The organism is Virgisporangium aurantiacum (genome assembly GCF_016863635.1).
GTDB classification, from domain to species: domain Bacteria; phylum Actinomycetota; class Actinomycetes; order Mycobacteriales; family Micromonosporaceae; genus Virgisporangium; species Virgisporangium aurantiacum.
This window is the reverse complement of sequence record NZ_BOPG01000103.1, coordinates 16,631-40,548: the sequence shown is the minus strand read 5'-3', so window position 1 is coordinate 40,548 and position 23,918 is coordinate 16,631. Positions and strand designations below refer to the sequence as shown.

Genomic DNA, 23,918 nt, shown 5'->3' with positions numbered 1-23,918 from the left:
TACCGCCAGCAGCCGACTGCTCCTGGACGGGTCACCGCAACCGGCCACACTCAGGTCAGAAGACCATCAACCGACTACGCAATAGCCCTGGCCAGGCCGGCGCACGACAGGAAGTCGCCCACCTTTCCCCTTGCTGGAACCGGTGGAGCTGTCCGGTGACATCGCCGGGTTCCTCGCCGAGCGAACCTTATTGGACGCCTATTTGACGCCGGCCTATCCGATTGCCAGCTCGCTCCCGCCGGAGGTTGTCGGCGACAGAGTCGATGCGTATGGTCATCGATCGGGCCGTAACGGTGTATCGGATGCACGGGAAGGCGATACCGTGAGGACGTTTTCCGAGGTCAGGGTGTCTGAGGGGACCGTGATCGCATGAGCAACGGGAATTGGGCGAAGCCGGATCTGACAGCACAACCACCGGTTGACTTGCGGACCGATGAGCCGCACCCAGCCAGAGTCTATGACTACCTACTGGGAGGTAAAGATAACTTCGCGGCCGATCGTGAGGTTGCGGATCGGTCGCTGGCGAGATTTCCCCACGCGAATACACCGCCCAGGCAAAACCGAGAGTTTTTGCGAAGAGCTGTCAACTACCTTGCGACAGAAGTGGGCATCCGCCAGTTCCTTGATATAGGAACGGGCCTTCCGACATCGCCAAACGTTCACCAGGTAGCCCAGGCCGCGAATCCTGAGAGCCGGGTCATGTATGTGGACAACGACCCGATTGTGCTCCTTCATGCACGGGCGCTACTTACCAGCTCGCCAGAGGGCAGGACCGGGTATATTGACGCCGATGTACGGGATCCGGACAAGGTCTTTGACCAGGCGCAAGAGGTGCTGGACCTCAGCCAACCGGTTGGGCTTCTTCTTCTTTCAATCATTCACTTTGTGAGGGACGAGGAAGATCCATATGGCCTTGTTCGTCGATACCTTGACCGGCTCTCGCCTGGAAGCTACCTAGCGCTGTCTCACCTCACGGGCGAGTTCGACCGTCCGACGTGGCGGTATATTTCCAGCCAATACGACGGCACGCCCCACACCATGGTTGTGCGCGATCAGGCAACCGCAGATGGCTTTTTCGATGGCTTGGAGCTGGCTGAGCCGGGTGTCGCACTGGTGCACCGTTGGCGTCCTGACCCGGATGAGAATCCTGATGCGTTGGAGGACCGTCAGGTGTCGTGTTGGTGTGGTGTGGCGCGCAAGCCCTGAGGTTGAATGGAAAGAGCCTTCCCAGGGCTATCGCGTAGTCCGCGCCGGGTCGACCACGGCCCGACCGGACCCGGTCGAGGAGCACCGCCATTCGGCGACGCATCTTCCGGCATTCTACGGCGCCCGGGCGTTGGCGCCGGCCCCACAACCCCAAGGTCACGTGCGCCCTTCTGCCGCGGACAGGCCTTGCTGATCTGGCCACAATCCGCTCTCTGCGATTGGCCCCATCACGTCGTGAGGAGAGCTTCGATCATGGGAGCCGTATCGACGAGTTCGTCGAGTGACGATTGGGACAGGTACCAGCCGACCTCCGCGTTCGGCTGGGTGAAGAACCGGCGCCGGAACGCTCGATCGGTTACCAGCCGCGCGCTCGCTGGAAGGTCCTGGCCCAGGGCATGAACGGTCATCCGGGGTTCTGCTCGAAGATTGGCGAGCCAGCCCCGTCGTCCGGGTGTTCCGGTGATGATGAACCGGTTCTCGAAGTGGAACCACCAGATCTCAATGCGTACCGACTGCCCGCTGCGACGCCCGATCGTGGTGATCTCGATCGTGCGGGTAGCAGCGAGTCGAGTAACGAGGCGGTCATCCACACCCTGGACGGTACCGACTGCCCACGGGGGCATCCCGGAATGACCCCACCCGGTTGCGCGGACACCGTCCCCATTTCGCGCGCCATTGACCCAGTGCCGCGGATGGCCGGTGGTGGAGAATCACGAGCCGGACCGGATGCCCTTCATGATGCCGTGGACTGACGCCCCGGCGGAGCAGCTACCGGGCAACACGGCCGCGTACTACTGGCGGACGAGGGCATCGTTCTCGCCCGCCGACTGGATCCTCGACCTGATCGTCCGCCTCGACGGTCAGGTCGTCGGTGTGCAGGGCATCCACGTGGCGGACTACCTCGTGGTCCGCACCGGTGAGACCGGATCCTGGCTCGGCAGACGGTTCCAGGGCCGCGGTATCGGTACCGCCATGCGCCAGGTGATGTGCGCGCTGTTGTTCGACCACCTCGACGCGGAGGAGATCACTTCCGCGGCGTTCACCGACAACCCGGCATCGTTGGCCGTCAGCCGCAAGGTCGGCTACGTCGACAACGGCACCGTCCGGGTCCAGCGCCGCCCACCCGAGGCACGTCCGGTCAGGCCGCTTTCCGGTCGGATACGACGTTGCTCAGGTTGGAGCCGTCGTGCCACAGTTCGTCGGTGGCGGGCATCGATGATCTACTGCCGCGGGCACGCACCCCGGTCGATTACCTCAACGTCGTCGCCGATCCCCGACTTGACCAGGCGGGGCTGCGGGCATTGGCGGCCAGCCCGTACCCGTTCGTCCGCCACGCGGTCGCCGGATGCCCACGAGCAGACTCGGCGACGTTGGCCGCTGTCGTCACCGATGATCTGGACCGGTGGACCCGCAACAGCGTCCTGGCAGCTATCGCCGGCCATCCCAACGCGGACCGGCCGGCACTCCTGACCATCCTCAGCCGCCCCACTCGTCGCGAAGGATGGCCCGTGGCATCCGCCGCGCGCTCGGTGGCCGTCCAGCAGCTATGCCTCGGCAGGCCTGAGGCCAGCGGGCACCACGCATCCGGAACCGTGGTGTGCTCGCTTCGGGTGTCGGGCGTTGTCGGAGTCGATCTCACTGCCGATGAAGGGGACACCTGACTTTGAAGCTGGACGGCACTCCGCACGACCGCTGGTGTCATGGCGGAGAAAGTCGTGGGTGGCGTTCGCCTGTCTGCTGGAGGGCCTCAGGCCTGTCGTACACTCGGTCGATCACATGAGGATGGAAGCGCGAGGACGGAAGGAGGTGTGAGCCGGTGAAAGCCCTCGATCCATCGGTGTCCCCCTCCCGTCGCGCGCGCTGACACGGCGTCTCCGGCCGGGCGGGGCACCCGCCAACCTGGAGTCATCGAATGCGTGAGAAAACCGATCCCCAACCGCTCGACGAGCGCGCCGCCCTGATCGACCGGCTGCGCTTCCAACGCCAGACGGTCCGCAAGAAGGCCGAAGGGCTGTCCGAGGCCGACGCCCACCGGGCGTTCCTGCCGTCGCCTCTCATGACGGTCGCCGGCCTGGTCTCGCACCTGCGCTGGAACGAGCACAGCTGGTTCGAGGTCAGCCTGCTCGGGCTGCCCAACCGGGGCCCGTGGACCGAAGACGGCCATCCCGACGTGGAGATGATGGTCGACGACGTGCCACTGGCCCGACTGCTCGACGAGTACGACGAGCAGTGCGCCAGGTCGAACGAGATCGTCGCCGGCCTTCCGCTCGACACCGTCGAACGGTCGGCGCCGGACGGTGAGCGGGCCTGCTCGCTGCGCTGGATCCTGCTGCACATGATCGAGGAGACCGCCCGCCACAACGGACACCTCGACATCCTGCGCGAGCTCGCCGACGGCGTGACCGGAGAGTAGACCGCCGCAGGCGCGCCCGGTCGGTCCGACCCCGACCGGGCGCCGTGCTGGTCGAGGAGGACGATCGCCCATAATTTGCGCCGAGTACCGCCGGACTCGTGGGCCCGGCAGCTCGATCCGTCGCAGTGGGTCAGGGACGCCAGGTCAGTGCGCCATGAGAGGTCTCCATGACCTCGCTGCGCCAGGTTCGCCGCACCAGCTGCAGCCGGTCGCGGTGGTCGTCGAGCCATCCATCGGGTAGGCACACTGCGACGCGAACCGAGGTCATGGACATCACAGGGTCCATCACAACGACCTCTACATACTGGGGGTTGTCGGTCCGCTCGATCTGGATCTCTGGATTACGGCCGTCGTCCATCCATCGGACGCTCTCCCCTGCGTGCAGTCCGTCCAGCGCTTGCTCCCAGTCGTCAAGGTCGCGACGAGACAGGGACGCGTCGAGCTGGCCACGGGCGAACCCGCTGTTTACGACGATTTCGGCCCGGAAGTGATCGTGGAAGGTCAGGACGCCCGGCGAGAAGCGGCCGAGAACACGGACGATGACGCTGTTCTCCTCATCCGCCAACCGGATGAGCTCAACTGTGCCAGCTTCGGACATCCAGACCTCCTTCAACGACTCCCCCCAGGATGTCAGCACTCACGTTGGCGGGTTCGTCGGGCGCCGGCGGTTACCGCCCGTAGCTCGTCGAACGATCCGCGCCGAGCAGATCAGGTGTTCGCGCGATGATCGACGGCGTGTCGGGCGGATCCTGACGCCGTAGCAGAGCCAGGTCATCGGGCGTGACGGCGTCGATCTCGGCCAGGATGTCCAGTGCCTGTCGCCACCGGACGCGCGCGTCAGCCCGGCTGCCGAGGGCGTCGAGGGCCTGACCGACGCCCCACAGGTTCTCGGCGTCGTCGTACCGCACGCCCCGCGGCCGGTGTCGAGGTTGCGCTCGAAGTATCCGATCGCCGCGCGGTGCCGGCCGGCCCGGTGGTGCGCCCAGCCGAGGTTCGTCAGTGCCACGGCCATGCTCTGGCTCTCGCCGAGCGAGGCGTGCAGCGCCACCGCCCGGTCGTGGCACGCGACGGCGTCGTCGATCCGGCCGAGCCGTTGGTACACCAGGCCGAGCAGATTCTGACCGACCGCCTCGCCACGCGCGTGCCCCATTCCGTTGCTGAGCGCGGTGGACAGGCTGAGGTACCGGAGGGCCTCGTCGTACCGGTGCAGCATGCTGTAGGAGCCGCCGATGCTACTCAGGCAGTATGCCTCGCCGACCCGGTCACCCGTGCGCCGGTGCCGTTCGAGCGCCGTCAGCAGAGTGGCGATGCCGCTCGCCGAACGCCCGGCGCCGAACTCGACGTAGCCGACGTCCTCGATCGCCAGCGCTTGCGCAGGCAGGTCGCCGAGCCGTTCGGCGACGGTGGCGGCGCATCGGCGCTGGTCGATGATGTCGTTCCAGTATCCGCACCGGCTGACGCCCGACCGGGGCTCCGGTTCACGCTGATATGGACCGGAGCCCCGGACCGCGAACCGACCGGCACGACATCAACGATGTGCCCGGGACGCGAGCAGAAAGCAGGCAGCGTGCGCGACAACGAGCGGCAGGAGCTGCCCGGTCCGGGAATACAGAGCGGAATGGACGGCCGCCATGATGCCCGCTCCGACCATCGGGAACACGGCCGAACGCGCACGCGGCATTCCCGTTGCCTGCATCCCCACGAACAAGGCGCCGGAGACGACGGGGCCGGTTACCGCTCCGCCGATGAGAAGCGGGAAGCAATGCCGGAACATCACCTCCTCGCAAGCCACCTGCAGGCATACGAGAATCGGACCCGTGGGACCCGGCATGACCCGGATGGCCACATGGAGTTGACCCATCCAGCCGGCCCGGCTCGAGTCCATCCAGACCGACGGCGGAACGCTGCCGAAGCGACTGTGCCTGGCCGCCACGTTGTAGGCGCCGATGACATACTCGGCCGCGACGCCGAAACAGGTCATCTCGGTGATCCCCAGCGCGACGCCCGGCACCAGCAGGCCGAGCGTGAGGTCCGCCGAGACGGCCGGCAGGCTCAGATTCCGGAAGTGCAGGAGCAACGTCGTGATCACTACGACCTGCAGCGCGATGACGAGGATCGTCCTGATCACCGAGTACGACTCGATCGGCGTGTACCGGCCGTTCAATGACGTTCGTTCGGCCAGCAGCCGAGCCGAGTGACCGATGAGCGGCTTTCCCAGCACGTAGACCGTCAGGAACGTTCCGGCCGCGACGGTGAGTCCGAACGCGCTGACGCTACCTGTTCCCAAAGGATGCCTCCCGGCGCACCATTCGCCGGTGGCGCATGAGGTTGAACAGGACATGCAGCACGATGGCCCCGACCACTGTTCCCGTCACCAGAGTGACGGCCAGGCAGGCAACCAGAAGGGGAATCTTCACGACGACCTGATGCGTGCCCAGGTGCCGATGGTTGGCGAGAAAGAGCAACGATCCGACCAGAAGAAGCAACCACGACCCCGGCCACGATGTCGACAACGCCGAGCCGACGAGGAAGCCGCGAAAGATCACCTCCTCACACAACGCCGTCACGACCATCAGGACGACACGTTCCCGCCTCCCGGCGGCACGGCCGCCTCGGCCGGGCTTCCCCGGGACCGCTGGGACAGCCCCGCCGAGACCCGCGGGTACCGGACGCGGGATCACCCGGGCACGGGGCACAGCCGAACGCCGGGTCGGGGCGCCCGAGGTTGCCGTCCTGCGGATCAGCGCTCTGGCGATGCGCTCGTCGAGGTGCCCGACAGGTGCGGCGAGAAGCGCTCCCAGAAGGATCGACACCCCGATCCAGGGGAACCGGACCTCGCTCGGCGTCCATTCGCGGCGGGTGAGCACCACGGCAGCGACGGCGAGGACGCCCGTGGCGATCGCGTACGCCCTGACCAGATTCTCGGATGATCCACGCCAGAACAGGTCGCGTACGAACCGCGCCAACTCGTTGAGCCCGGCGGCTCCCAACCAGATGATCGCGGTCCCGTAGCTGACGGCCGCCCCGGAACTCACGGATACGGATGCGGGCGACTCTCCCGGAAGCCGCCGTAGTCGGCGAACCTCGGGTGAAGGTTCGGCGGTGCGCTCGGGTAGGCGAGGGAGAGCACCTCGGGGCTCCACAGCCGGGTGGCGACGAAACCGAGTGAGGCGACGTCGTCGGTCGTCAGGTCGAAGTGAACCAGGCGCTTCCCCGTACGGACGAAGGCCCTCGTGAGGAACTCGGCCGGTGACCCGTCCGGGATGATGTCGTCCTCGACCTTGCTCGTCCGCGACGATCGACCCGATGCGAAGCGACTCTCGACATATCCGTCGTCGAGGGCGGCGTAGTGCGCGACGTTGCTGTCGACATCGAACATCGCGCTCGTGCCCTTGAGGCCCTGACCACTTACCCTCGCCTTGATGTAGGTCCACTCGGCCAACGACGCGACCCCCAACACCTCCAACAGCGCCTTGTACATGGCCCGCTCCAGGGAGAGGTCCGCCCCGAGCCCGACCGCCACCCGTGGAACCGAACGATCCGAGGTCTGGCGCAGGCACGCGACGACAAACCCGGGGAGGTCCGCGCTCGGCAGGCGGAAGAAGCGATATCGCGACGCGTCGCGACGCAGGTAGCGGCCCATCACACCGGTCAGGCGCGACACGCGGGAGTCGGGAACCAGTTCCACCGGGTCGACGGTGCCGTACCAGTGGCCCATCGTCGCGTCGATCTGAACGATTTCGAGAAGCGATGCCTCGATCGCCCGCTCCACCGTGCCGTGTACCGCCGTTCCGGTGCTGAACGCCGCCTGGATCCAGGGTTCTCCGACCTCGCGTCGGATCCGGTAACCGAGGAAGATGTACTGCGCCGGGACCCAGAGGAACCCGCCACCCACCTTCGGCGCACGGATCCAGGTCAGGGTGGCGTCGTCCGAGTACGGGTGGAACGGCCCGCGGTGCTCCTCGTCGTACAGTCTGAGGAACGATGCTTCGGTGACCGGTGAGGAGTCACCGTCGAGGTCGCTCCTGGTGCCGAAACGTCGTGTATCCCGTCCGAGGGCTCCGCCGAGCGCTCCGCAGTACCGTTCCGCCGCCTCGGCGTAGACGCGGATCTCGGGCTCGAACGGCATGAACCCGGAGCCGCCGATGTGGTACCCACCCTCGTTGGGTGGGGGCTGGCCGTTGAGGATGTGGACGCCGCACAGTTGCGCACCGGCGACGAAGGCGCGTGCGTCCGACGCTCCGCGAATCGTGTAGCCCGCCGTGGTCACCAGGCCGCAGAGAGGGCTGTACATCCGTGCCTTGAGATCCGAGATCCGGTGCTCGGGGCGTTGCCTGACGGTGACGGTCATTCGGCATCGAGTCTCGGATCGAGCAGCCACTCCCGGGCGTCGAAGTACAGCGCGGTGGCGTCTCGACGCGCGAACGGGCCGTCCTCCCCGCCGGGGAGCGGCAACACTTCCTGATACGCGATCTCCATCGTGGGAACGTAGATCGAGAGCACCTTGTTGAGCGTGGGAGCCGTGCCGCACTCGACGAGGTTCACGACCTCCAGCGCCGTGAACGAGGCGACCAGCGAGGCAAGCGGCGGGACGACGTTCCCGTGCGCCTTCAGGTGCCGCTCCGAGGCCAGCGCGGACTTGAACTTGAGATACGACTCGCGCTCACGGAGATTCATCGCGACTCGACTCTCGAAGTCGCGATAGCTCGCCGACTGACCCGGTATCACCGTCGGACCGACGAACAGGAAGGGGCCGTCGATGGTGGCGTGCAGCCAGGTGAAGCCGACCATCGACGCCACCAGATCCAGGAACCGGAACCGGTCGGGGTCGTTGGACGCCGTCACGGCCACCATCAGGCTACGCCGGTACGGAAGGTACTTCTCCGCTTCGCCCTCGCGCACGAGGCTGTCCTCCCACGCGGCGTACCCGGCCGCGGACGGCGCCGACGGAAACTCGACGACGTCGATCCTGGGCTGGCGGAGCGAAGCGTCCAACTGTGAGCGGACATTCGCGACCATGGAGGGGTCGCCGGTGAGAACCACGCGGTCGAAGCGGAACCCGTCGTCGTGGCCGAGCGACGGAGCCTCTTCCAGGTACGCGTCGAGCGCGGACTCCGGAGCGTCGACAACGAGCCCGAGATCGCGCATGTTGTCGAGGGTGTCGTTCAGGTCTCCCGCCCGCACCCCGACCGTCCGCGCGATCTCCTTAGGCGCTACGCCGTTCTTGAGCAACGTGACGGCCGGCCACAGTATCCCTCTCCGTTCCTCGTCTTGCAGTGTGACGTTTCGCGAGTTCCAGACGCCCGTCCTGAACTCGACCGTGTCGGCGTCGTGCGCGACGACCGTCCAGCGTGCCGACAAACGTGGCACGGTGGTCTCCGCCATGGTTTCTCCTCAACCTTCGGCCGGTACGCCGAGGATCAGCATGTGAATGATCGTTCGAAGAGTTCCGTCACAGTCGATGGCACGATTTGCCTCGGCGTCGTAGTAGCTGGAGTTGTCCATCGATCCCAGGCCGAGAGCGGTCGCCGTCAGGTGAACGTTCTCGGCTATCCCGCCGGCCTCCTGGAAGACGAACCGGAGACCGCGGGGCCCGTACTTCCTCATCGACCTCCACGGGGACGCCACCATGCATAGGAACGCGCCCGCGTTCTGCGCGCCGGCGCGAAACTCGTCGTCTCCCGATAGCGATGCCATCAACCGGTCGACATGGTCGGCACCGCTGTAGGTGACGAGGCTGTCGCGCCGCGGCGAGTACCGGTAGAGCCCGCGTGGAAGCTGGCTGACGTTGAGCGCGGCCACCAGCAGCTGCACCGGATAGAGCCCGCCGGCCGAGGGCGCTGCCCGGTACCAGTACGTCACCGTTGTGCCGTCGGACTTGGGAACCTCCGCGCGGGCGGTGACTCCGGCGGCGTTGCGCAGCAACGCGGAGAGCTGTTCGAGCGAGAGAGGGTCGCCGGAGAAGTACCGGACGCTCCGTCGACGCTGAATCGCCGCGTCGACCGGAAGGTTGGCGGGGACGCTCTTCGGAAGCTGGATGACGTCGCCCTCGACCTGGTTGTCGGCGTCGAGCTTTCCGTAGCTCTCGACCATCGGATCGGCGAAGAACTCGGCGACCGAGATCGCCATCTCGGCATCCCACCGGCTTACCCGCGACGCGAGCAGGAACTCTTCGGCCAGACGTGACACCCCGCGGTCGTCGAGCGATTCGAGCTTCAGGCCGGCGGTCCGGACTCCGATCGAGGCCGGACCGGGACTGACGGTTCGGTACGAGTTGATCGCGAGGCTCGCCGCGGCTTCTCCGTTGTCGAACATGTCGGCCGGGATGGCTATTGTGCCACGAGTTCCGCGCTGGCGACCGCACCACAGGTGGTGCAGCAGCACGTCGATCCCGCCGAGCACGTGCAGCCGCCCGGGGCGAGCAGGTCGCGCCACGCCGACTGCTCGTTTCCGAACGCGGTGAACCCGTACTGCATGGTCCGCACCCGGTACTCCATCGACATCTCCGTCGAGACCTTCATCTCAACCTCCCATTGACAGGTGTGTATACCGCTTCATGATTCGAGAGCGCACACCGGGAGAGGGCGCCCGTTCGGGGCTGGACGCCCTCTCCCGATGTGCTCGGGGTTGGCTCAGCAGGTCCGGAACGTGTACGCGTTCCGGGAGTTCCAATTGAGGTAGATCATCTGGTACGGCCCCACGCAGGCGTACCCGAGGCTTCCGTCCGCGTAGACGATTCTGATTCCCGCACCGAAACCGGAGCAGTTGTTGTAGTACTTGACCATGTTGCCGGTCGTGCCGACGAAGGTGTGGTAGCCGCAGGGATAGCCCGGCTCCCTCAACTGCGCGGCGGATGTCTGAACGCCGCTGGTGGCCGGGGCCGCGGCGGCCGGGGCCGCGCCGGCCAGCAGAACGGTTGCCGCGGCGGCGGCCAGTCCGATCGCGATGGACGATTTTCGCACGGTGCCTCCTTGAAAGTCTGGGCGCGAAACGGTCAGCCGCTGCAGATGGGACAGCTGGTGATGCACACGATGATGTCGCAGGATGCGACCAGCTCGGTCATTCCGTGGCCGGCGGTCAGCGACTCCGTGGTGAGATTTCCGCCGACCAGTTCGAACACGTCGACGTCGAGATCGTCGACGTCGAGCCCTAGGTCCAGGGTCTGAAGATTGGGTTCCACTGTTGCGGTTCCTTCCTTTCTCCGGTCCGGTTCGAACGTGGCCACGTGCAGTGAGCCTAGGGTCCGGTACGGGTGTTGCCTTCCACCCGCAGATCAGGATTCGTGGATGTCGAATGCCCGTCCCTGTCGATGCAGTCCGGCGACGTCGATGTCGCCGACCACCGATGCCTCCAGCTCGAACCACGCGGTCGACGTCGGCCGGGTCCCGATCGGGCCGGTCCGTCCGTCGGGGAGCCTCGGTATCCGCTCGGGATCGAGGTCTCCGATCGACTCCACCAGATAGACCGCTCCCCAGATGCGCTTGCGTTCATCGGAGAACCACGCCTTCACGTTGACGCCCGGCAGCCGCGCGTACTCGTCCGCGGCGGTCCGTGCGACCCAGGCCCGCAGCTCGTCGAAGGTCACGGGCGACGCGCGCAGGTCCCACGCCACGATCGCGACAAACATCAGACACACTCCATCCTCACGGGAACGGATGCGGATGCGGGTTCAGGTCCCCGATGCTCAGCCGGCCGGCGGAATACCCGAGCCGGGCCGGCACCGACATCGGGCGCTCCAGTCCGACGAGCCTGCGCTGCGCGTGCCCGAAGCTCATCTGGAGGGTTCCGGGGACGACGACCTTGACGCAGGCGAGCCCACCCACCCGGTGTTCCGGCGTGGTCTGGTCGACGACGATCACCTCCAGGTCGACGTCGGCGAGCGCCTTCACCATCGCCAGCAGGGCGTCGAGCAGATCGGTGTGCGGGTCACCAGTCGCGATCGGCAGAACGACGTCGGGTCGCGCGCGCCGATCGGGGCCGATGAGAAATCCCAGCCGCACGGCGGCTTCCGGGTTCGCGTAGAGCAGCGAGTGGTCCAGCATGTGCTCCACCGTGAAAGGATCGCGCAGCATCTCTTCGGTGCGGGCGCCGTCGCGCCGGTAGCGGCCGTCGAGATCGGCGAGAATCGGCCCCATCTCGCTGAGAGCGTTGAGGATCGCGCGTTCGACAACCGGGTTGGCGCCGGCCGTCGACAGCGTCGCCGGCCGGCCGTCCGCCGGGTCCGGGTTGACGGCCATCGCCCAGATCGACGGGATGCCGTGCTCCATCGTGGTGTCGAAGACGCGGACCTCGTACCCCGTTTCCGCGCGGATGGCGGCGGCCTGCATGGGAACGGCGCGGTCCGTCGCGCCCCGGAAGTCGATTCGCGGCACCGGGAGCCGGCCGTACCAGGTCATCAGGAATGAGTCGCGTTCGAGCACCTCCAGCAGTCCGTGGATGATCGCCTCCTCGAGGCAGCTGCCCAGTGCGCAGCCGTTGGACAGTTCGTACGCGAAGGGCCGGCTGGCGGTGTCGTAGGGCACGCCATAGAAGGCCGTCGGCTCCGGTACGAGCACCGGTTCGGCGCGGCTCAGCGAGTATCCCCACGACCAGCGACACACGGCGTTCTCGTCGAACGTCCGGTAATAGAAGCCCGGCCGCTCGTAGCTCTCCGGAGCGTGCAGGCCGAGCCGGCGCGGGTCGAGCGCCTGCCGACGGAGCGTCGCGAAGCTGCCCTCCACGACGGTCCGCCGTGCACCCGGCCGTGCGCCGTAGCGTTCCAGCGCCTCGAAGACCGCGATCGCCTCGCTCGTACGGTAGCTCCGGGTGCGGCCGAAGCCCCGTTCGACGCGGTCGTCGATCCGCATGTGCAGCGGCGCGACGGCGACCACCAGGGAGCCCTGGACGCCACGGCCCACCGTCCGCACGAGGCCGGTTTCCGGGTCCACATAGGAATCGAGCAGTCCGGCGACCCGATCGCGGGCCTCGGCGGCCCGCAGCGAGCCCGGTTCCGCCATCGGTCGCGAGCTGAGCACCAACTCGGCCAGCGCCGCGCTGTCGTCCAGAAGCGACCCGCAGACCTCGCACAGCGGGTCGGGGAGGATGCGGTGGCTCGACACCGCGAGGGTGTCGAGCGCGACCTCGAGCAGAGCACCGGACGTGCGCGTGCCGAGCCACGCCAGGTCGTCGGCGACCAGCGCGGCAACGGTGTCACACGCGAGGTCGGTGATCCAGAGCGAACGCCGGTCGTCGTACGCTTCGAGAGCCGCCGCCCGCTCCCGGCCGTACTCGTGCGCACGTTGCCGGCGCAGCTCCATGCACCGCACGCAGCCGGTGGTGCCATGCCGTTCCATCGGACCGATGAACACGCGGCCGAGTTCCGTCCACACCGGGATCCACGAGGCGCCGCGCGCGGAACAGGCCTCCCGCACCGGTTCCCGGGCGGCGGCGTCCCAGCTGTCGACGGCGTGCACCACCGCCGTCGCGTCGGCGTCGATCAGGTCGGGTCCGTCCAGAACGGAGACGGCGAGACGGCCGGCGATCGCGGCGGCCAACCGGCCCCGCCCCACCACGGCCGGCGGCGGGTCAGCCCGCATCGGTCGGCACCACCCGGACGACGTACGGCATGATGTCGTGGACCTCCTCGTCGTGGTCGAGCGGCACGGCCGCCAATGTCCTGCCGGAACGGCCGAGGATGCCCGCGGCCGTGGAAATGTCCACCGTGCGGTCGACCAGCGGCGTCACCGCGCGCGGGACGAGCCGGGGCAGCCCCGGTGGCGCGGCCGGCTCGTACGCCCGTTCGCCACTCGTTCTCGCCTGATGACGCAGAAGCAACCGGTACATGGCCGCGACCGCCGCCGCGCGGCTGGACATCCCCGACGCGGCGGCCACGAGGTCGCCGCCGGTGCACACGAACGTCGGGATGCCGAGCGGGTCGGTCGCGTCGTAGAGCGTGAAGTCCTCGTCGACCGCGGCCAGCAGAATCCCCAGCTGGCGGATCTCGGCATCGCGCGACTCGTCCAGGCGGACCGTTGGCGGCTCGGTCGCGGCGGAGAGCGCGAGATCTGTCGCGTAGCCGAGAAGACCATGTTCGACGGCCGCCCGCCAGCTGGCGCCGGCGGCGGCTCCGGTCGGATCGGCGCTCCGTTCGCCGAAGACCCGCTGCGCGCCGATCAGCACCGGTTTCCCGTCGGTCAGCCGGACACCCCTGGCGCGGTCGCCGCGGTCGTGCCGGATCAGCCGCCGACGGTCGACGGTCAGCACACCGGCGGTGGCCAACGCCGCCCGCGCGGTCGCGTACCGGGCTTCCTCGAACGTCAGCCCGGACCCGTACACCACCGGCCGTTCACCGGACAACCGGTTCATCGGGTCGCTGACGGTGCTCTCCGCGACGTGCAACGGCAGTTGGGTGTAGTCGCCCTCGGTGATGTCGGTGAAGACCCCGAACCGGTCGTCCATCAGCGTGGCGGCCCGGCGGTCGAACTCCTCGACGGTCAGTTCGGGACCTGCCGCCAACGCGTTGATCCGCGCCAGGAACGCCCCTTCGCCGGCCTCCGCGGCCGGCCTGAGCGCGGGATGCGGCAGAAATCGGTGCTGGCGGGTGTCGAGCGAGTCGAGCCGCACCGACGTCAGCGTGTTCGCAGAGGTCGTGAGCGTGCCGGTGCGCACGCGCACGACGTGGTGCACGAACGAGTTCGCGGCGATCCGCAACGCCACCGGATCATCCGCGCCCGCCGGGGGAACACCGTTGGCCAGAAGCCGCCGCCACGCGCTCGACCACCGGCCACCGACGCACCACAGCACCTCGCCGCCGGTGAGCACGGCCTCGGCGAGGAGGACGCCGGCCTCCGCGCAGAGTCGCTCGACGACACCGGCGTACGGCGACGATGGCGACGCGGACACGTGAATCACCAGATCCGCGTCCGCGACGGACGGATCCTCCGGCTCACCCGGCACGCGCACCGACGACATCCCGCATCGCCTCGTCGCGGCCTCGACCTCCGCGAGCAGGGGACCCGACCCGGTCACCAGTACCCGGTCGGCCAGCGCGTCCGCGAGGTCTCCGCCGAAATACCGGAAGAAGTCGGCTGGTTCCGTCATGCCGGAGACCTCGCGGGCCACGCCGGCGTCGACCAGCGTGCGGACCAGCGACCCGACATGCGACGCGCGTTCGGCGGACAGGCCGCGGGTCAGTTCGGCGATCGACCGGCTGCCGTCCAGGGCCGGCGCCAGCCGCCGCAGCCACGCGGCCACCGAGGTGCCGCGGAGCACGACCTCGCCCTGGTGGCTGAGGACATAGACCCCCGCCGGCATCTCGACGTAGCGCGCGTCGCGGCGCAACTCAATCCCCATCGCCCGCCCCCGCCAGGTCCCATACCGAGATCTCCGGAACCAAGCGGCCCAGAGTGAACTCGCCGACCGAACACTCGACCAACGGGTCCAGGCCGGTCGCGCGGCTGAACGCCATCGAGTCGCCGCCACCGATCGCACAGCCGGCCAGGCCCATCGAGGTCGCGACCAGATACATCGTCTGGTAGAGAACGCCTACGTGCTTGAGAACCAGGGCGTAGGCCATGTTCTCGTAGGCCCACATCACCCGGCCCACCCGAGCCGACAACACCAGAACGACCTGCGGCCGGTCCGTCCGGCCGGTGGCCTGGCCGGCCGATCGCAGCAGCCGGCGCACCCAGCGGTTCGCCCGGTCGGCCACCGTTCTCAGTTCGTGGTTCTCCGAGTCGTAGTGGTACATCCCGGTCGCCAGACCGTCGACGTTCCGCACGACCGGATAGATCTCCAGTTCGTAGCTCGCTCCGCCGGACGGGTACGGGCGGCTCGCGTACTCGACCCCGTCGTGTTCTCGGATCATGCGGATCCGGGCGCAGCGATAGAGGAACTCCGCCAACTGGTCGAGGGTCAGCGGCTCGGCATCGTCGTGCTCGCGCCGTGACGCCCGATCCTCCAGCGCCGCGGTCAGGGTCATGTCGGACTCGCGGAGGCGTACGAGGTCGGGCCGGAACAGGGCCGTGCGCGCACCGTTCGGCAGGCCCGGCACGGCCGGCAGCGGATCGACGCGGCCCTTCGCCCACTGGGTCCGGCCGTACCGCGTGCCGTACGCGCTCCGGTAACCGAGCCGGCTGCGCTCGTGAAACCACAGCTCGTGCGGTTTCCACTGGCTGGCCGCGATGTTCTCCCCTTCGCCGGCCACCAGCATTCCGGCCCAGCGCAGGTCACGGATGCCGCGCGCCGAGAGTTCGGGGTCGCGGCCGACCGGCTCCGGGGACCTCGTGGCGAGCGCGGCGAAGTGGGCGAACCAGCCGGCGTCATGGACGACGATGTCGCACCACGATCGCGCGGACTCCACCACCAGTTCGCCACCGGTCGGACGCACCTGCACGAAACGCGAAAGCTCGAGCGCGGCCTCCGGCGGCTCAGGTGGGCGGGGCGGAACCGCACGCAGCGGGCGGACGGTGTAGACGTCCCGGCCGTGGTGGGTCACCGTCAGCTCCAGCCATCCGCCGTCGCGAAGGACCGACACGAACGTCCGCACGGCACCCGCGTCGCCGGCGAGCGCCGCCAGTTCCTCGATCGTGTGCGGCCGTTCGGCGAGCGCTCTCAGCACCGCCTCCTGCCGGTCGTCCAACCGGCCGAGCAGCTCGTCCACCGGCCAGGCGACCAGGAAGCTTCCCGTCTCCGGTACGGTCGTCTTCGCCACACCGGCGCGGAGTTTCCACCGCTCGCCGCAGGTCGCCGACGTCGCGGTGCCGGTCGCTGTCATGTCATCGCCTCCATTCGCTCGTGACGAGATCGGCTGCCGACAGCCGAAACTCCTCCTCGACGGCGTTCGCCGCCGCATGGCACAGGAAGAACCTCTCGACGGGTGTGATCCCCACTCTGGTCAGGTGCAGGTAGAGGGCGTTGAGGACGAGGCGGAAGACGCCGAACCAGGTCGACGGCAGCACCTCCTCCCGCCACGTCCGGTTCTCCGCGAGCGCGCGGTGAAAACCGCTCCGGTTCGCGATGACTCCCGCCGGTCCGGTCCCGTTGTCGAACGTGAGTTCACCGCTGTTCAACGACGATTCACCGGCGCCGGCCAGTTCCCCGGCCGCCACCAGCCACCGGGCGACCAGCGGCGCCGGCTCCGGGGCGTCCAGGAAGAGCCGCAACCGCCGCGCGAACGCGCCGCGGCGACGCGCGTACGCGGCATCCCAGCCGGCTCGCTGGCCGCGGCCCTCGGCGAAGTTCTCCAGGAACCCCTCGGCATGCGAGCGGAACGAGACGAAACCGTCGGCCAGGCCGCCCTCGACGAACGTGTGCGCGGTGGCCAGCATGAGGTCGAAGGCCACGGCCATGCGGGACTCTCCGGCGCGAACGGCCGCGAACGTCTGGAAGGCGAGATCGTTGGTACGCACGTAGAAGTCGGCCACCAGCGCCGCCGCCGTACCGCCCAGGACGGCGGATCTGTCGTCGTGGTCCGCGTCGTTGATCGAGTTGTCGGCGTACCACGGGACGAGCGGGCCGGTGTCGCATTCCAGCTCGGCCAGACGCCGGTGCGCCGGCAGGTGCTCGTCCGGACGGAGGTGGGTCGTCGACGGATGGGCCGCCAGCCAGCCGCCGACCGTCTCGTCGAGCACCGGTCGGATCGTCTCCCGGTAGCGGTTGCCCGCGACGTCGAAGTTGAGCCGGACGTGCGGGCCGCGCCGCCAGTGCGGAACGAAGAACGCGCGATCCCCGGCCAGCCGTTCCATCGCCGGCCGCACACCGTCGAGCAGCAGCGGACCGAGGTCCGCGTCGTGGTAGCCGATATGCACACTGTGCCAGCTCATGTGCGTGTCTCCTCGATAGGCCGTTGATCCGCAACGGCGCGGGAGGTCAGATATCTCAGACCCGCCTCCGAAACCAGGTCGATTCCCAGCCGGTTGGCCAGCAGGTGCGCGCAGTTGTCCAGCAGTCCACGGTCGGCGGCGGGATGCCGGTCGCGGAGTGGTGCGAGCGACCGCAGCCAACGATCCAGCAGGGCGTCGTGCCCACGACCCTCGACCGCGGTGCGCGCCTTCTCCACCAGGCGCCGGAGTTCCGCATGACGCTGGACGTACGCGGCGTCCAGCCCGTCCATGGCCGGCGCCGCGGGATTGGGCGCGCCGCCGAACAGCCATGCCGCGGCAAGAAGCACGACGAACGCCGCCTGCCGGCGTTGCCGGGTCGCGCGTTTGTCGATCAACGCCAGCGCGATCGCACTCGATTCGGCGAAATGGTGCTCCACCAGCGCCAGCGGCTCGCCCGTACCGTACTTGTCATGTTCCGGCCGGTAGGCGATGAACTGCGCCGTGTCGACCGGAAGCTGCCGGGTCAGAAAGCTGTCCAGCCGCTCCTGCCCGGCCAGCACGGTGGCGGTTCTCCGGTACTCGTCGGCGGAGAGCACCGATGACGACCGCACGGTCTTGAAGAAGCTGCGCGCGCGGCGTGCGACCTCGGCGCGCACGGCACCGGCCGACGCGTCTGCCACCAGCATCCGGAACCGTATGTGCCGGCCTCCTTCCCAGTATCGGAGGAAGAACCAGCGACGCACGGCGTCGGAGGCGGCGAGCGATTTGACCGGGCCGCGTAGGACGACGTCGAGATCGTCATTGTGAAACAGGTGGACACCGATCCAGCGGTGGTCAGTCATCGGAACGCCGTATTTCAACCAGGAACTCCTCGACGTGACCGTCGGCCGGACACGGCAGCGCCTCCTCCATCGCGACGACCGGCTTGCCGCCGATCTCGCGCGTGAAGACGTCGATCAGATGCCAGCTGTCGAAGTCGACGAAGATCGGTTTTCCCAACACGGGGAGGACATCTCCCCGCCAGATCTGAGGTGTGCGGACGAAGCTGCGGGTCGGCAGGTCGTGCTCCAGGCGCCACCCGGTCAGCCGGAGCAGCCAGTCGGCGTCGGACTCCGATGACCGGCGGACGGGAACCGCGACCGTGGGAATGTCCCATCGGGCGCGTTGCACGGTCACCCGGCCGACGTCGACCCGCGGCCGTCGCCGGATCTGTGCGTCGGCGGGAGAGACGTCGATCGGCGACAGCGGCGGCGCGCCCTGGTGCACGGTAACGTCCACGCCGAAGCCGTACTGGAGAAGGCGCGCGGCGGGCGGCAGGGCCACGTCCGTGCGCATGCCGAGGTGCAGCGGAACCACCCTGCGACCGACGCTCGCGGACCACAGCTCGACGAGATCCGTGGCCGGGTTGTGGCGCACGGAAAGCTCACCGAGCGGAAGCCGCCGGTCCGCCGGCCGATCGCTGACCGTGAACGGGTAGTCGATTTCGTACGGCGCGGCCGGCTCCCGGCGGTTGAGCGTCGAGCCCAGGGTGCCGGCCAGTTCGGCCATGACGACGTCCGCGCCGGCCGCCGCGTCGATGGCGCCGCCGGGAACGCGGAGACCGGCCTCCCCGAAGAGATGAGCGAGCCGTGTACGGTTCCGTCCGTGGCCGTCGTGCGCCGCGTTCAGGACGACTCGGGCGGGCCCGACCACCTGTACGTAACACGCGACCGCGAGCGGATCGGCGATCCAGCCGGGCCGCCGGGCGACCGACTCGGCGATCCGGGCGCGCGTCAGGCGCACCACGCCGTCGGGCGACACGTCGCGCAGCATCCGCGTGCGCGTGTCGCACCGCCAGCTTGCGAGCTCGCGCAGCCGAGCGTTCGCACACCGCTCCAGGGCGAACAGGCCGGCCAGCGACCCGGGGCCGAACAGCGCGCACATGTCACGAGCGGCCGGGCCGACACGCACGTGTGCCGGCGCGGCGAGACACTCCTGCACCGCGCGGTGAAACCGCAGGTACGACACGGAGCGGCCGGGTCCGAAGCACTCGCGGAAGAACGCGCCGGCGGCCGCCCTGATCGGCATCTTCCAGTCGAACGCGACCATCCACCGCAGCGCCTCGCCGAGATCGTCCGCGACCGCGTCGAAGGACGGCGCCGCACGTTTTCCGCCGACGGTCGTTTCGTAGAAAGGCTTTTCGTGACCGCCGTCCAGCCCGACCTTGTCCGCGACGGCACCGGCGACCGCGCGTAGGCGATCCTGATGCGCACGTTCACCGGCGATGTCGGACAGCGGCACCCGGCGGCGCAGCTCGGCTCGCAGGTCGGCGAGCAACGCCGTCAGGACGTCGGTCGGCTCCAACGAACGGATCAGAGCCTGCCAGCGGTCCGTGGCCAGATCCGGCACCGGGACGTACGCCTGCAGCAGGCCGATCTCCAGCAACCGGTCGACCAGCCGGGACGCCTGCTTCGGCGGCACTCCGAGCCGTGGCACGAGTTCCGCGGCCAGCGAGGCCGGGCTCTGTGGCCCATCGCGCACGACGCCCAGACACCCGGCCACCGCGGGGGTCTGCCGGAGCTGGACGATGGGTTCTCCCGGCGGACGGCCCAGAAACTCGATCACGCCGTCGGTTTCGACGCAGCTCGGGTTGATGCGAACAAGCCGCCCGGAGCCGAGCGCGTCCACCACAGCACCGAAAAAGCCCTCGTCGACTTCCACGACAGTGCGTCGCGGCTGATCGTCGGCCGCGAATCCGGCGAGCATGAAACTGCTGTATGGGCTCGTCTTCGTCGCGGCACGGGAGAAGTACCGGACGAGGCGGCGCAGCTTTCCGGCCCGTGGCGGGCGGCCGTCGCGGAGCCAGCGTTCGAGGGTCCCGGACAGCACGGGATCCGCGTGAAGAACCGCACGCCGGAACGAGGAACCCGACATCGTTCGCGCCAGACGGGTCGCGCAGGTTCCGATGTCCCGCTCCAGCGCGTCGGCCAGCGACCGCCGCGCCTCCGCCGACGCTGAGCATGCCGCGAGAAACTCCTCGATCCGCTCGATCAGCCCGGTGGTCAGCCTCGACCTGGTCCGGCTGTTCCATTCCCGGCCATCGGGCGCCCGCTGGTTGACCACCGACCTCCGCAGGCCTACCAGCTCCGGACGCAGCAGGTCGTCCGGCAACCGGCCGATGACCATGTGGAGCTCGTCGGCGATGGCGGCCGCCTCGACGCGCCGGGTGGACGCGTCCCTCGCCAGAACCCCTGCGAGCCTCGCCGTTTCGTGACAACCGAGGTCGGCCATCCCGGCCGCGGACGTTTCCGCCGACCGGACGACCACCGGCCCGGACACCAGCCACGTCACCGCTGTGCCCTGCGAAGGTTGCGCGGCCGGACGATACCGGTCCTGAAGGCGAACGCGGCCATCTGCGTCCGCTCCTGCACGGCGAGTTTGTGCCGGAGGTTGTGGACGTGGAATTTCACGGTGGCTTCCGCCACCCCCAGAGCCCTCGCGATCTCCACGTTCGCCAGGCCGCTGGCGAGCAACGTCAGGACCTCGCATTCGCGGTCGGTGAAATCCCGCATCGCTTCGACGACATCCAATTCTGGCGCCGGAAAGTCCGCCGCGTAGGCATCGAGAATCGTGCCCAGCACGCATGGCTCGATCACCGCGTGCCCGTCGGCCACCGCGACGACGTACTGCCGGACGAACTCGGGCGTCGTATCGAAACGCGCGATGCCGCGGACGCCCGCCCGCAGCCCGGCCAACGCCGCGTCCGTCGGCACCTTCACCGCCATCATCAGCATCCGTCTGGCGCCGTACTTCGCCGCGATACCCAGAAATCTGGGCCGCCGGAAATAGTCGGTGGTCAGCTCGCCGACGCGTTCCAGGACGACCAGCCGCCTGCCGTCGCCGGTCGTGGCGGGCAATCCGGCCACGACGTTGATGTCCGGTGCGCCGCGCAGTATCACGCGGTAGATCTCCGCCATGTCGTAGATCTCGTCACCGCCGACGATGAGGTCGATCACGTCCGCCTGATCCCTACGCATTCGCCCCGCCGCCACCCACGCGTCCAAGACCTTCAATGGAGCGGTGACGCTACTGATCAAGGCTTTCAATCCACTTTCTGACGCCTTTCAGGGGGGTCGGCCAACGTGGCTCCGGTGCTACGCTGCCGGCGGATGATCGAGTTCATCGCCAGGCGCGTGGCTCCGCCGGCGCCGCTGGCAGACGGGGAATTCATGGTGTCCGCCACGGCCAACGCGACGGGCGGGTTCGCGGTACTCGCCACGACGGAGCCGGCGGTGGCTCGTGGCTTCGTCGACGGGCCACACGGCAACCGCCTGCCCTTCTATGTTCCGCCTCGATCCTGCCCGGCGGTGTTGCTCGTGTTCGAGGCCGGCCAGTGGCGCAGGGTCGACCTCGCGTTTCTTCCCGTGTCGTACCCGTGCATCGCCCTACTGCCGGACGGCGAGGTGCTCGTGGTCTCTCTCTGCAAGCCGTGGACCGGTCAGGGTTGGGAACGGCGTAACGCCCATGTGTTCGGCCCGGACGGCGCGCACCGGCGAGCGTTCGCCCTCGGCGATCAGCTTGAGCAGGTCGTCGTCGACGACGACGGCACGATCTGGACGGCCCATGGGGATGAAGGCTGGAGCGATGACGATGTGGACTTCTCCGGTCTGATCCGGTGGGACGGCAACGGCAGGCGGTTGTGGGGTTCGGGCGTCGCCTGCTGCGACGCGGCGGTCAACGCCAGCGACGGCCTGGCATGGGCATTTCGATGGCGTGCCACGTTGATCCGGGTCCGCGAAGGCGTCACGCAGGAGTTCGACAGCCCGGTGGACGGGGTGCACGCGATCGTCGTCGACGGTGACCGCCTGCTGGTGGCCGGTGCCGTGGAACCGGGGGGTCCGGGCGACGAGCTGTCGTGGTGCGCGCTGGTGGGTGGGGTGATCCAGCGGTCAGAGGCGGCGGGGATCGTCGACGTGGATGGGCAACCGATCCGGGAGTGGGCCGTCCTCGCCTGCCACGGCAGTCGCCTCTACCTCCACGATGACGGCGACGGATACCGTTGCGTCGACATCGGCGCAGACGTCAGCGGCGCCCGTTGAGCGAGTCGAGGAACCGCTGTTCGAAAGCCACCCGGTCAGCGTGGAAGGCCGCCCGCACCGGCCGACCTGAGCCACCCCTTGGAATCCAGGGGGATTTCAAAGTCGCTTGATCTTCGTTTGTGCTGCTAATTTGGCGCGAGGTGTTCCACGGGTACGCCGCGGGTCGTGCACGACGTAGGATCCCCCTTCGTGCCTTACCTGGGAGATCTTCGCAGGACCCGTCGGTGCGCCGAGCAGGTGCCGGACCGGGAGCCGATCGTAGCGTGGCGGGACGTGCTGCCTGGCTTCGGCTCGCACTGTCCGAGCGGTGGGCGGGAGTCGGGCATTGTCGTGCTGCCGGACCGGGTGGCCTGGAGTAGCATGAATGGCACGGTACGCTGTCTTGCGCTGTCGGACGGTCGCGAGCTGTGGCGTTACGACGCTGGTGGCCCCGTGGTGACGTCCGGCGACGCCGATGACAACCTCATTGTCATTTGCTCCAACGCCGTGTTCGACGAGCGCACGCACACCTGGGTGTTGAACACGTCGGTAGAGACGAATACGCCAGATGCGGGTGGTGTAGTGCATGCACTCGATCACGACGGCACACTGCGCTGGCAGCACGAAAATCCAGAGGGTGCACGGTTTCCCAGCCTGAGCGGCGACACCGTGTACTACCACACGCCGTACGGCCTGGCGGCCTACTCGGCGGACGGAACACGGCATTGGATGGACACCGAGGGCAACCTGGCCGTGGCGCCACCCGCGCTGGACGTTGCGGCTGGAATCGGCGTATCCGCCGAGGACTTTGAGGGCCACCACATCCATGGCGGCCTGCGGGTTACCGACCTTGCCACCGGCCAGCCGCTGTGGGCGGTCGATGGCAGCAAACAGAATTTCAACCCGGACCCACCCGTCGTGGCGTTTGGCTCGGTGTGGATGATCGGCTTCGTCTTCCGGGAACACGATCGGACTGCGGTCCGGCTGAACCGATTCGACCTGCGGTCCGGCCGTCTCCTGGCGACTGTTCCACTCGGTACGGAGATCGAGAGCTTCGCCACGTGTTTGGCAGCTGACGAGACGGGAATCCTGGTCAGTTACCAAGGCGGCCGAGGCATGAATGACGGCGTCAAGCACATTCGCGCCGACAACGGCAAGCCCAGGCTGATCCAGCCTATCCCGGCGGACGCTGCAGCGGTCACCGGCGGGCGCGCCCTGCTCGCCACAACGACACAACTGTGCGCCGTCGACGTCGCCAGCGGCGAACAGCTGTGGTCCCTGGAGAATCCGCAGAATGCCGCCGTCACCACCTGGGATCGGGTGGTCACAGTCGTCCCGACCGCCCATGGGGTGCTTTGGCAGGCCGGACCCACAGTCACCATGCTCCGATCCGACCGCTGACCTGCGGTGGAGGTACTCCATCGTGTACGTGTCGGTGTC

24 protein-coding genes and 1 pseudogene are annotated in these 23,918 nt (G+C 68.3%); 6 read left to right on the top strand and 19 right to left on the bottom strand.

Annotated elements, in window-relative coordinates; genetic code table 11:
* The first annotated feature begins 369 nt into the window (after nt 1-369).
* Nucleotides 370-1,206 (top strand): SAM-dependent methyltransferase, encoded by an 837-nt coding sequence (locus tag Vau01_RS56680; RefSeq protein WP_204011235.1) that lies wholly within the window; start codon nt 370-372, stop codon nt 1,204-1,206.
* Nucleotides 1,207-1,433: 227 nt separating this feature from the next.
* On the opposite strand, the gene Vau01_RS56675 is transcribed toward Vau01_RS56680, so the two are convergent.
* A complete protein-coding gene (locus Vau01_RS56675) occupies nt 1,434-1,796 on the bottom strand; it encodes a nitroreductase/quinone reductase family protein (RefSeq protein WP_204011233.1) in 363 nt (120 codons plus the stop codon).
* Between the two features lie 136 nt (nt 1,797-1,932).
* Between Vau01_RS56675 and Vau01_RS65525 the strand changes: the two are divergent.
* The 3 genes and pseudogenes from Vau01_RS65525 to Vau01_RS56665 all read left to right on the top strand — a co-directional run.
* Nucleotides 1,933-2,280, top strand: a pseudogene (locus tag Vau01_RS65525) (GNAT family N-acetyltransferase); the annotation flags it as partial.
* A gap of 128 nt (nt 2,281-2,408) precedes the next feature.
* On the top strand, nt 2,409-2,867 hold the full coding sequence (locus tag Vau01_RS64200; RefSeq protein WP_239152861.1) for a hypothetical protein: 459 nt from the start codon (nt 2,409-2,411) through the stop codon (nt 2,865-2,867).
* Nucleotides 2,868-3,118: 251 nt separating this feature from the next.
* A complete protein-coding gene (locus Vau01_RS56665; protein ID WP_204011221.1) occupies nt 3,119-3,619 on the top strand; it encodes a DinB family protein in 501 nt (166 codons plus the stop codon).
* A 130-nt stretch (nt 3,620-3,749) separates the two neighbouring features.
* Here Vau01_RS56665 and Vau01_RS56660 read toward each other — a convergent pair whose 3' ends face one another.
* The 18 genes from Vau01_RS56660 to Vau01_RS56575 form a co-directional block, all read right to left on the bottom strand.
* The gene (locus Vau01_RS56660; protein WP_204011218.1) at nt 3,750-4,217 is read right to left on the bottom strand and encodes a DUF5959 family protein; all 468 of its coding nucleotides are present in this window, start codon (nt 4,215-4,217) and stop codon (nt 3,750-3,752) included.
* 39 nt (nt 4,218-4,256) lie between these two features.
* Nucleotides 4,257-4,979, bottom strand: a complete 723-nt coding sequence (locus tag Vau01_RS56655; protein ID WP_275424052.1) for a tetratricopeptide repeat protein — start codon at nt 4,977-4,979, stop codon at nt 4,257-4,259.
* A gap of 168 nt (nt 4,980-5,147) precedes the next feature.
* Nucleotides 5,148-5,783, bottom strand: coding sequence for a CPBP family glutamic-type intramembrane protease (locus tag Vau01_RS56650; RefSeq protein WP_204011214.1), 636 nt, complete (start codon nt 5,781-5,783; stop codon nt 5,148-5,150).
* Between the two features lie 109 nt (nt 5,784-5,892).
* Complete coding sequence (locus tag Vau01_RS56645; protein ID WP_204011212.1) at nt 5,893-6,609, bottom strand: CPBP family intramembrane glutamic endopeptidase; 717 nt, start codon at nt 6,607-6,609, stop codon at nt 5,893-5,895.
* Nucleotides 6,610-6,650: 41 nt separating this feature from the next.
* On the bottom strand, nt 6,651-7,970 hold the full coding sequence (locus tag Vau01_RS56640; protein WP_204011201.1) for a YcaO-like family protein: 1,320 nt from the start codon (nt 7,968-7,970) through the stop codon (nt 6,651-6,653).
* Entirely contained in the window at nt 7,967-9,004 is a 1,038-nt protein-coding gene (locus tag Vau01_RS56635; protein WP_204011197.1) for a hypothetical protein, read from the bottom strand. Before Vau01_RS56635 ends, Vau01_RS56640 begins: the two co-directional genes overlap by 4 nt.
* Nucleotides 9,005-9,013: 9 nt before the next feature.
* Nucleotides 9,014-9,934, bottom strand: a complete 921-nt coding sequence (locus Vau01_RS56630) for a SagB family peptide dehydrogenase (protein WP_204011195.1) — start codon at nt 9,932-9,934, stop codon at nt 9,014-9,016.
* Between the two features lie 14 nt (nt 9,935-9,948).
* Complete coding sequence (locus tag Vau01_RS56625) at nt 9,949-10,140, bottom strand: hypothetical protein (RefSeq protein WP_204011183.1); 192 nt, start codon at nt 10,138-10,140, stop codon at nt 9,949-9,951.
* Nucleotides 10,141-10,251: 111 nt separating this feature from the next.
* Entirely contained in the window at nt 10,252-10,581 is a 330-nt protein-coding gene (locus Vau01_RS56620) for a DUF6355 family natural product biosynthesis protein (RefSeq protein WP_204011181.1), read from the bottom strand.
* 32 nt (nt 10,582-10,613) lie between these two features.
* Nucleotides 10,614-10,799 carry a thiomuracin/GE37468 family thiazolyl RiPP peptide gene (locus Vau01_RS56615; protein WP_204011178.1) on the bottom strand — a complete coding sequence of 62 codons (186 nt, stop codon included), beginning with the start codon at nt 10,797-10,799 and terminating at the stop codon, nt 10,614-10,616.
* Nucleotides 10,800-10,892: 93 nt separating this feature from the next.
* A complete protein-coding gene (locus Vau01_RS56610; protein WP_204011176.1) occupies nt 10,893-11,246 on the bottom strand; it encodes a hypothetical protein in 354 nt (117 codons plus the stop codon).
* Between the two features lie 16 nt (nt 11,247-11,262).
* Complete coding sequence (locus Vau01_RS56605) at nt 11,263-13,194, bottom strand: TOMM precursor leader peptide-binding protein (protein WP_204011173.1); 1,932 nt, start codon at nt 13,192-13,194, stop codon at nt 11,263-11,265.
* Nucleotides 13,184-14,950 carry a YcaO-like family protein gene (locus Vau01_RS56600; protein ID WP_204011168.1) on the bottom strand — a complete coding sequence of 589 codons (1,767 nt, stop codon included), beginning with the start codon at nt 14,948-14,950 and terminating at the stop codon, nt 13,184-13,186. Before Vau01_RS56600 ends, Vau01_RS56605 begins: the two co-directional genes overlap by 11 nt.
* Nucleotides 14,940-16,373, bottom strand: a complete 1,434-nt coding sequence (locus Vau01_RS56595) for a SagB/ThcOx family dehydrogenase (RefSeq protein ID WP_204011156.1) — start codon at nt 16,371-16,373, stop codon at nt 14,940-14,942. Before Vau01_RS56595 ends, Vau01_RS56600 begins: the two co-directional genes overlap by 11 nt.
* A gap of 1 nt (nt 16,374) precedes the next feature.
* Nucleotides 16,375-17,421 carry a thiopeptide maturation pyridine synthase gene (locus Vau01_RS56590; protein ID WP_204011152.1) on the bottom strand — a complete coding sequence of 349 codons (1,047 nt, stop codon included), beginning with the start codon at nt 17,419-17,421 and terminating at the stop codon, nt 16,375-16,377.
* Nucleotides 17,418-18,263, bottom strand: coding sequence for a lantibiotic dehydratase C-terminal domain-containing protein (locus Vau01_RS56585; protein WP_204011151.1), 846 nt, complete (start codon nt 18,261-18,263; stop codon nt 17,418-17,420). Before Vau01_RS56585 ends, Vau01_RS56590 begins: the two co-directional genes overlap by 4 nt.
* A complete protein-coding gene (locus tag Vau01_RS56580; RefSeq protein ID WP_204011148.1) occupies nt 18,256-20,751 on the bottom strand; it encodes a lantibiotic dehydratase in 2,496 nt (831 codons plus the stop codon). The genes Vau01_RS56585 and Vau01_RS56580 overlap by 8 nt, the downstream gene beginning before the upstream one ends.
* A complete protein-coding gene (locus Vau01_RS56575) occupies nt 20,748-21,416 on the bottom strand; it encodes a response regulator transcription factor (RefSeq protein ID WP_204011141.1) in 669 nt (222 codons plus the stop codon). Before Vau01_RS56575 ends, Vau01_RS56580 begins: the two co-directional genes overlap by 4 nt.
* Before the next feature lie 153 nt (nt 21,417-21,569).
* On the opposite strand from Vau01_RS56575, the gene Vau01_RS56570 reads away from it, so the two are divergent.
* Both Vau01_RS56570 and Vau01_RS56565 read left to right on the top strand, forming a co-directional pair.
* A complete protein-coding gene (locus Vau01_RS56570) occupies nt 21,570-22,499 on the top strand; it encodes a hypothetical protein (RefSeq protein ID WP_204011138.1) in 930 nt (309 codons plus the stop codon).
* A gap of 273 nt (nt 22,500-22,772) precedes the next feature.
* Entirely contained in the window at nt 22,773-23,879 is a 1,107-nt protein-coding gene (locus Vau01_RS56565) for an outer membrane protein assembly factor BamB family protein (RefSeq protein WP_204011135.1), read from the top strand.
* Nucleotides 23,880-23,918: the final 39 nt, after the last annotated feature.

Excerpts from the sequence above, each read along its gene's own strand:
- Vau01_RS56680 (WP_204011235.1), top strand. The coding sequence starts at position 370 with ATGAGCAACGGGAATTGGGCGAAGCCGGATCTGACAGCACAACCACCG.
- Vau01_RS56665 (WP_204011221.1), top strand. The coding sequence starts at position 3,119 with ATGCGTGAGAAAACCGATCCCCAACCGCTCGACGAGCGCGCCGCCCTG.
- Vau01_RS56660 (WP_204011218.1), bottom strand. The coding sequence starts at position 4,217 with ATGTCCGAAGCTGGCACAGTTGAGCTCATCCGGTTGGCGGATGAGGAG.
- Vau01_RS56640 (WP_204011201.1), bottom strand. The coding sequence starts at position 7,970 with ATGACCGTCACCGTCAGGCAACGCCCCGAGCACCGGATCTCGGATCTC.
- Vau01_RS56635 (WP_204011197.1), bottom strand. The coding sequence starts at position 9,004 with ATGGCGGAGACCACCGTGCCACGTTTGTCGGCACGCTGGACGGTCGTC.
- Vau01_RS56630 (WP_204011195.1), bottom strand. The coding sequence starts at position 9,934 with ATGTTCGACAACGGAGAAGCCGCGGCGAGCCTCGCGATCAACTCGTAC.
- Vau01_RS56625 (WP_204011183.1), bottom strand. The coding sequence starts at position 10,140 with ATGAAGGTCTCGACGGAGATGTCGATGGAGTACCGGGTGCGGACCATG.
- Vau01_RS56610 (WP_204011176.1), bottom strand. The coding sequence starts at position 11,246 with ATGTTTGTCGCGATCGTGGCGTGGGACCTGCGCGCGTCGCCCGTGACC.
- Vau01_RS56605 (WP_204011173.1), bottom strand. The coding sequence starts at position 13,194 with ATGCGGGCTGACCCGCCGCCGGCCGTGGTGGGGCGGGGCCGGTTGGCC.
- Vau01_RS56600 (WP_204011168.1), bottom strand. The coding sequence starts at position 14,950 with ATGGGGATTGAGTTGCGCCGCGACGCGCGCTACGTCGAGATGCCGGCG.
- Vau01_RS56595 (WP_204011156.1), bottom strand. The coding sequence starts at position 16,373 with ATGACAGCGACCGGCACCGCGACGTCGGCGACCTGCGGCGAGCGGTGG.
- Vau01_RS56590 (WP_204011152.1), bottom strand. The coding sequence starts at position 17,421 with ATGAGCTGGCACAGTGTGCATATCGGCTACCACGACGCGGACCTCGGT.
- Vau01_RS56585 (WP_204011151.1), bottom strand. The coding sequence starts at position 18,263 with ATGACTGACCACCGCTGGATCGGTGTCCACCTGTTTCACAATGACGAT.
- Vau01_RS56570 (WP_204011138.1), top strand. The coding sequence starts at position 21,570 with ATGATCGAGTTCATCGCCAGGCGCGTGGCTCCGCCGGCGCCGCTGGCA.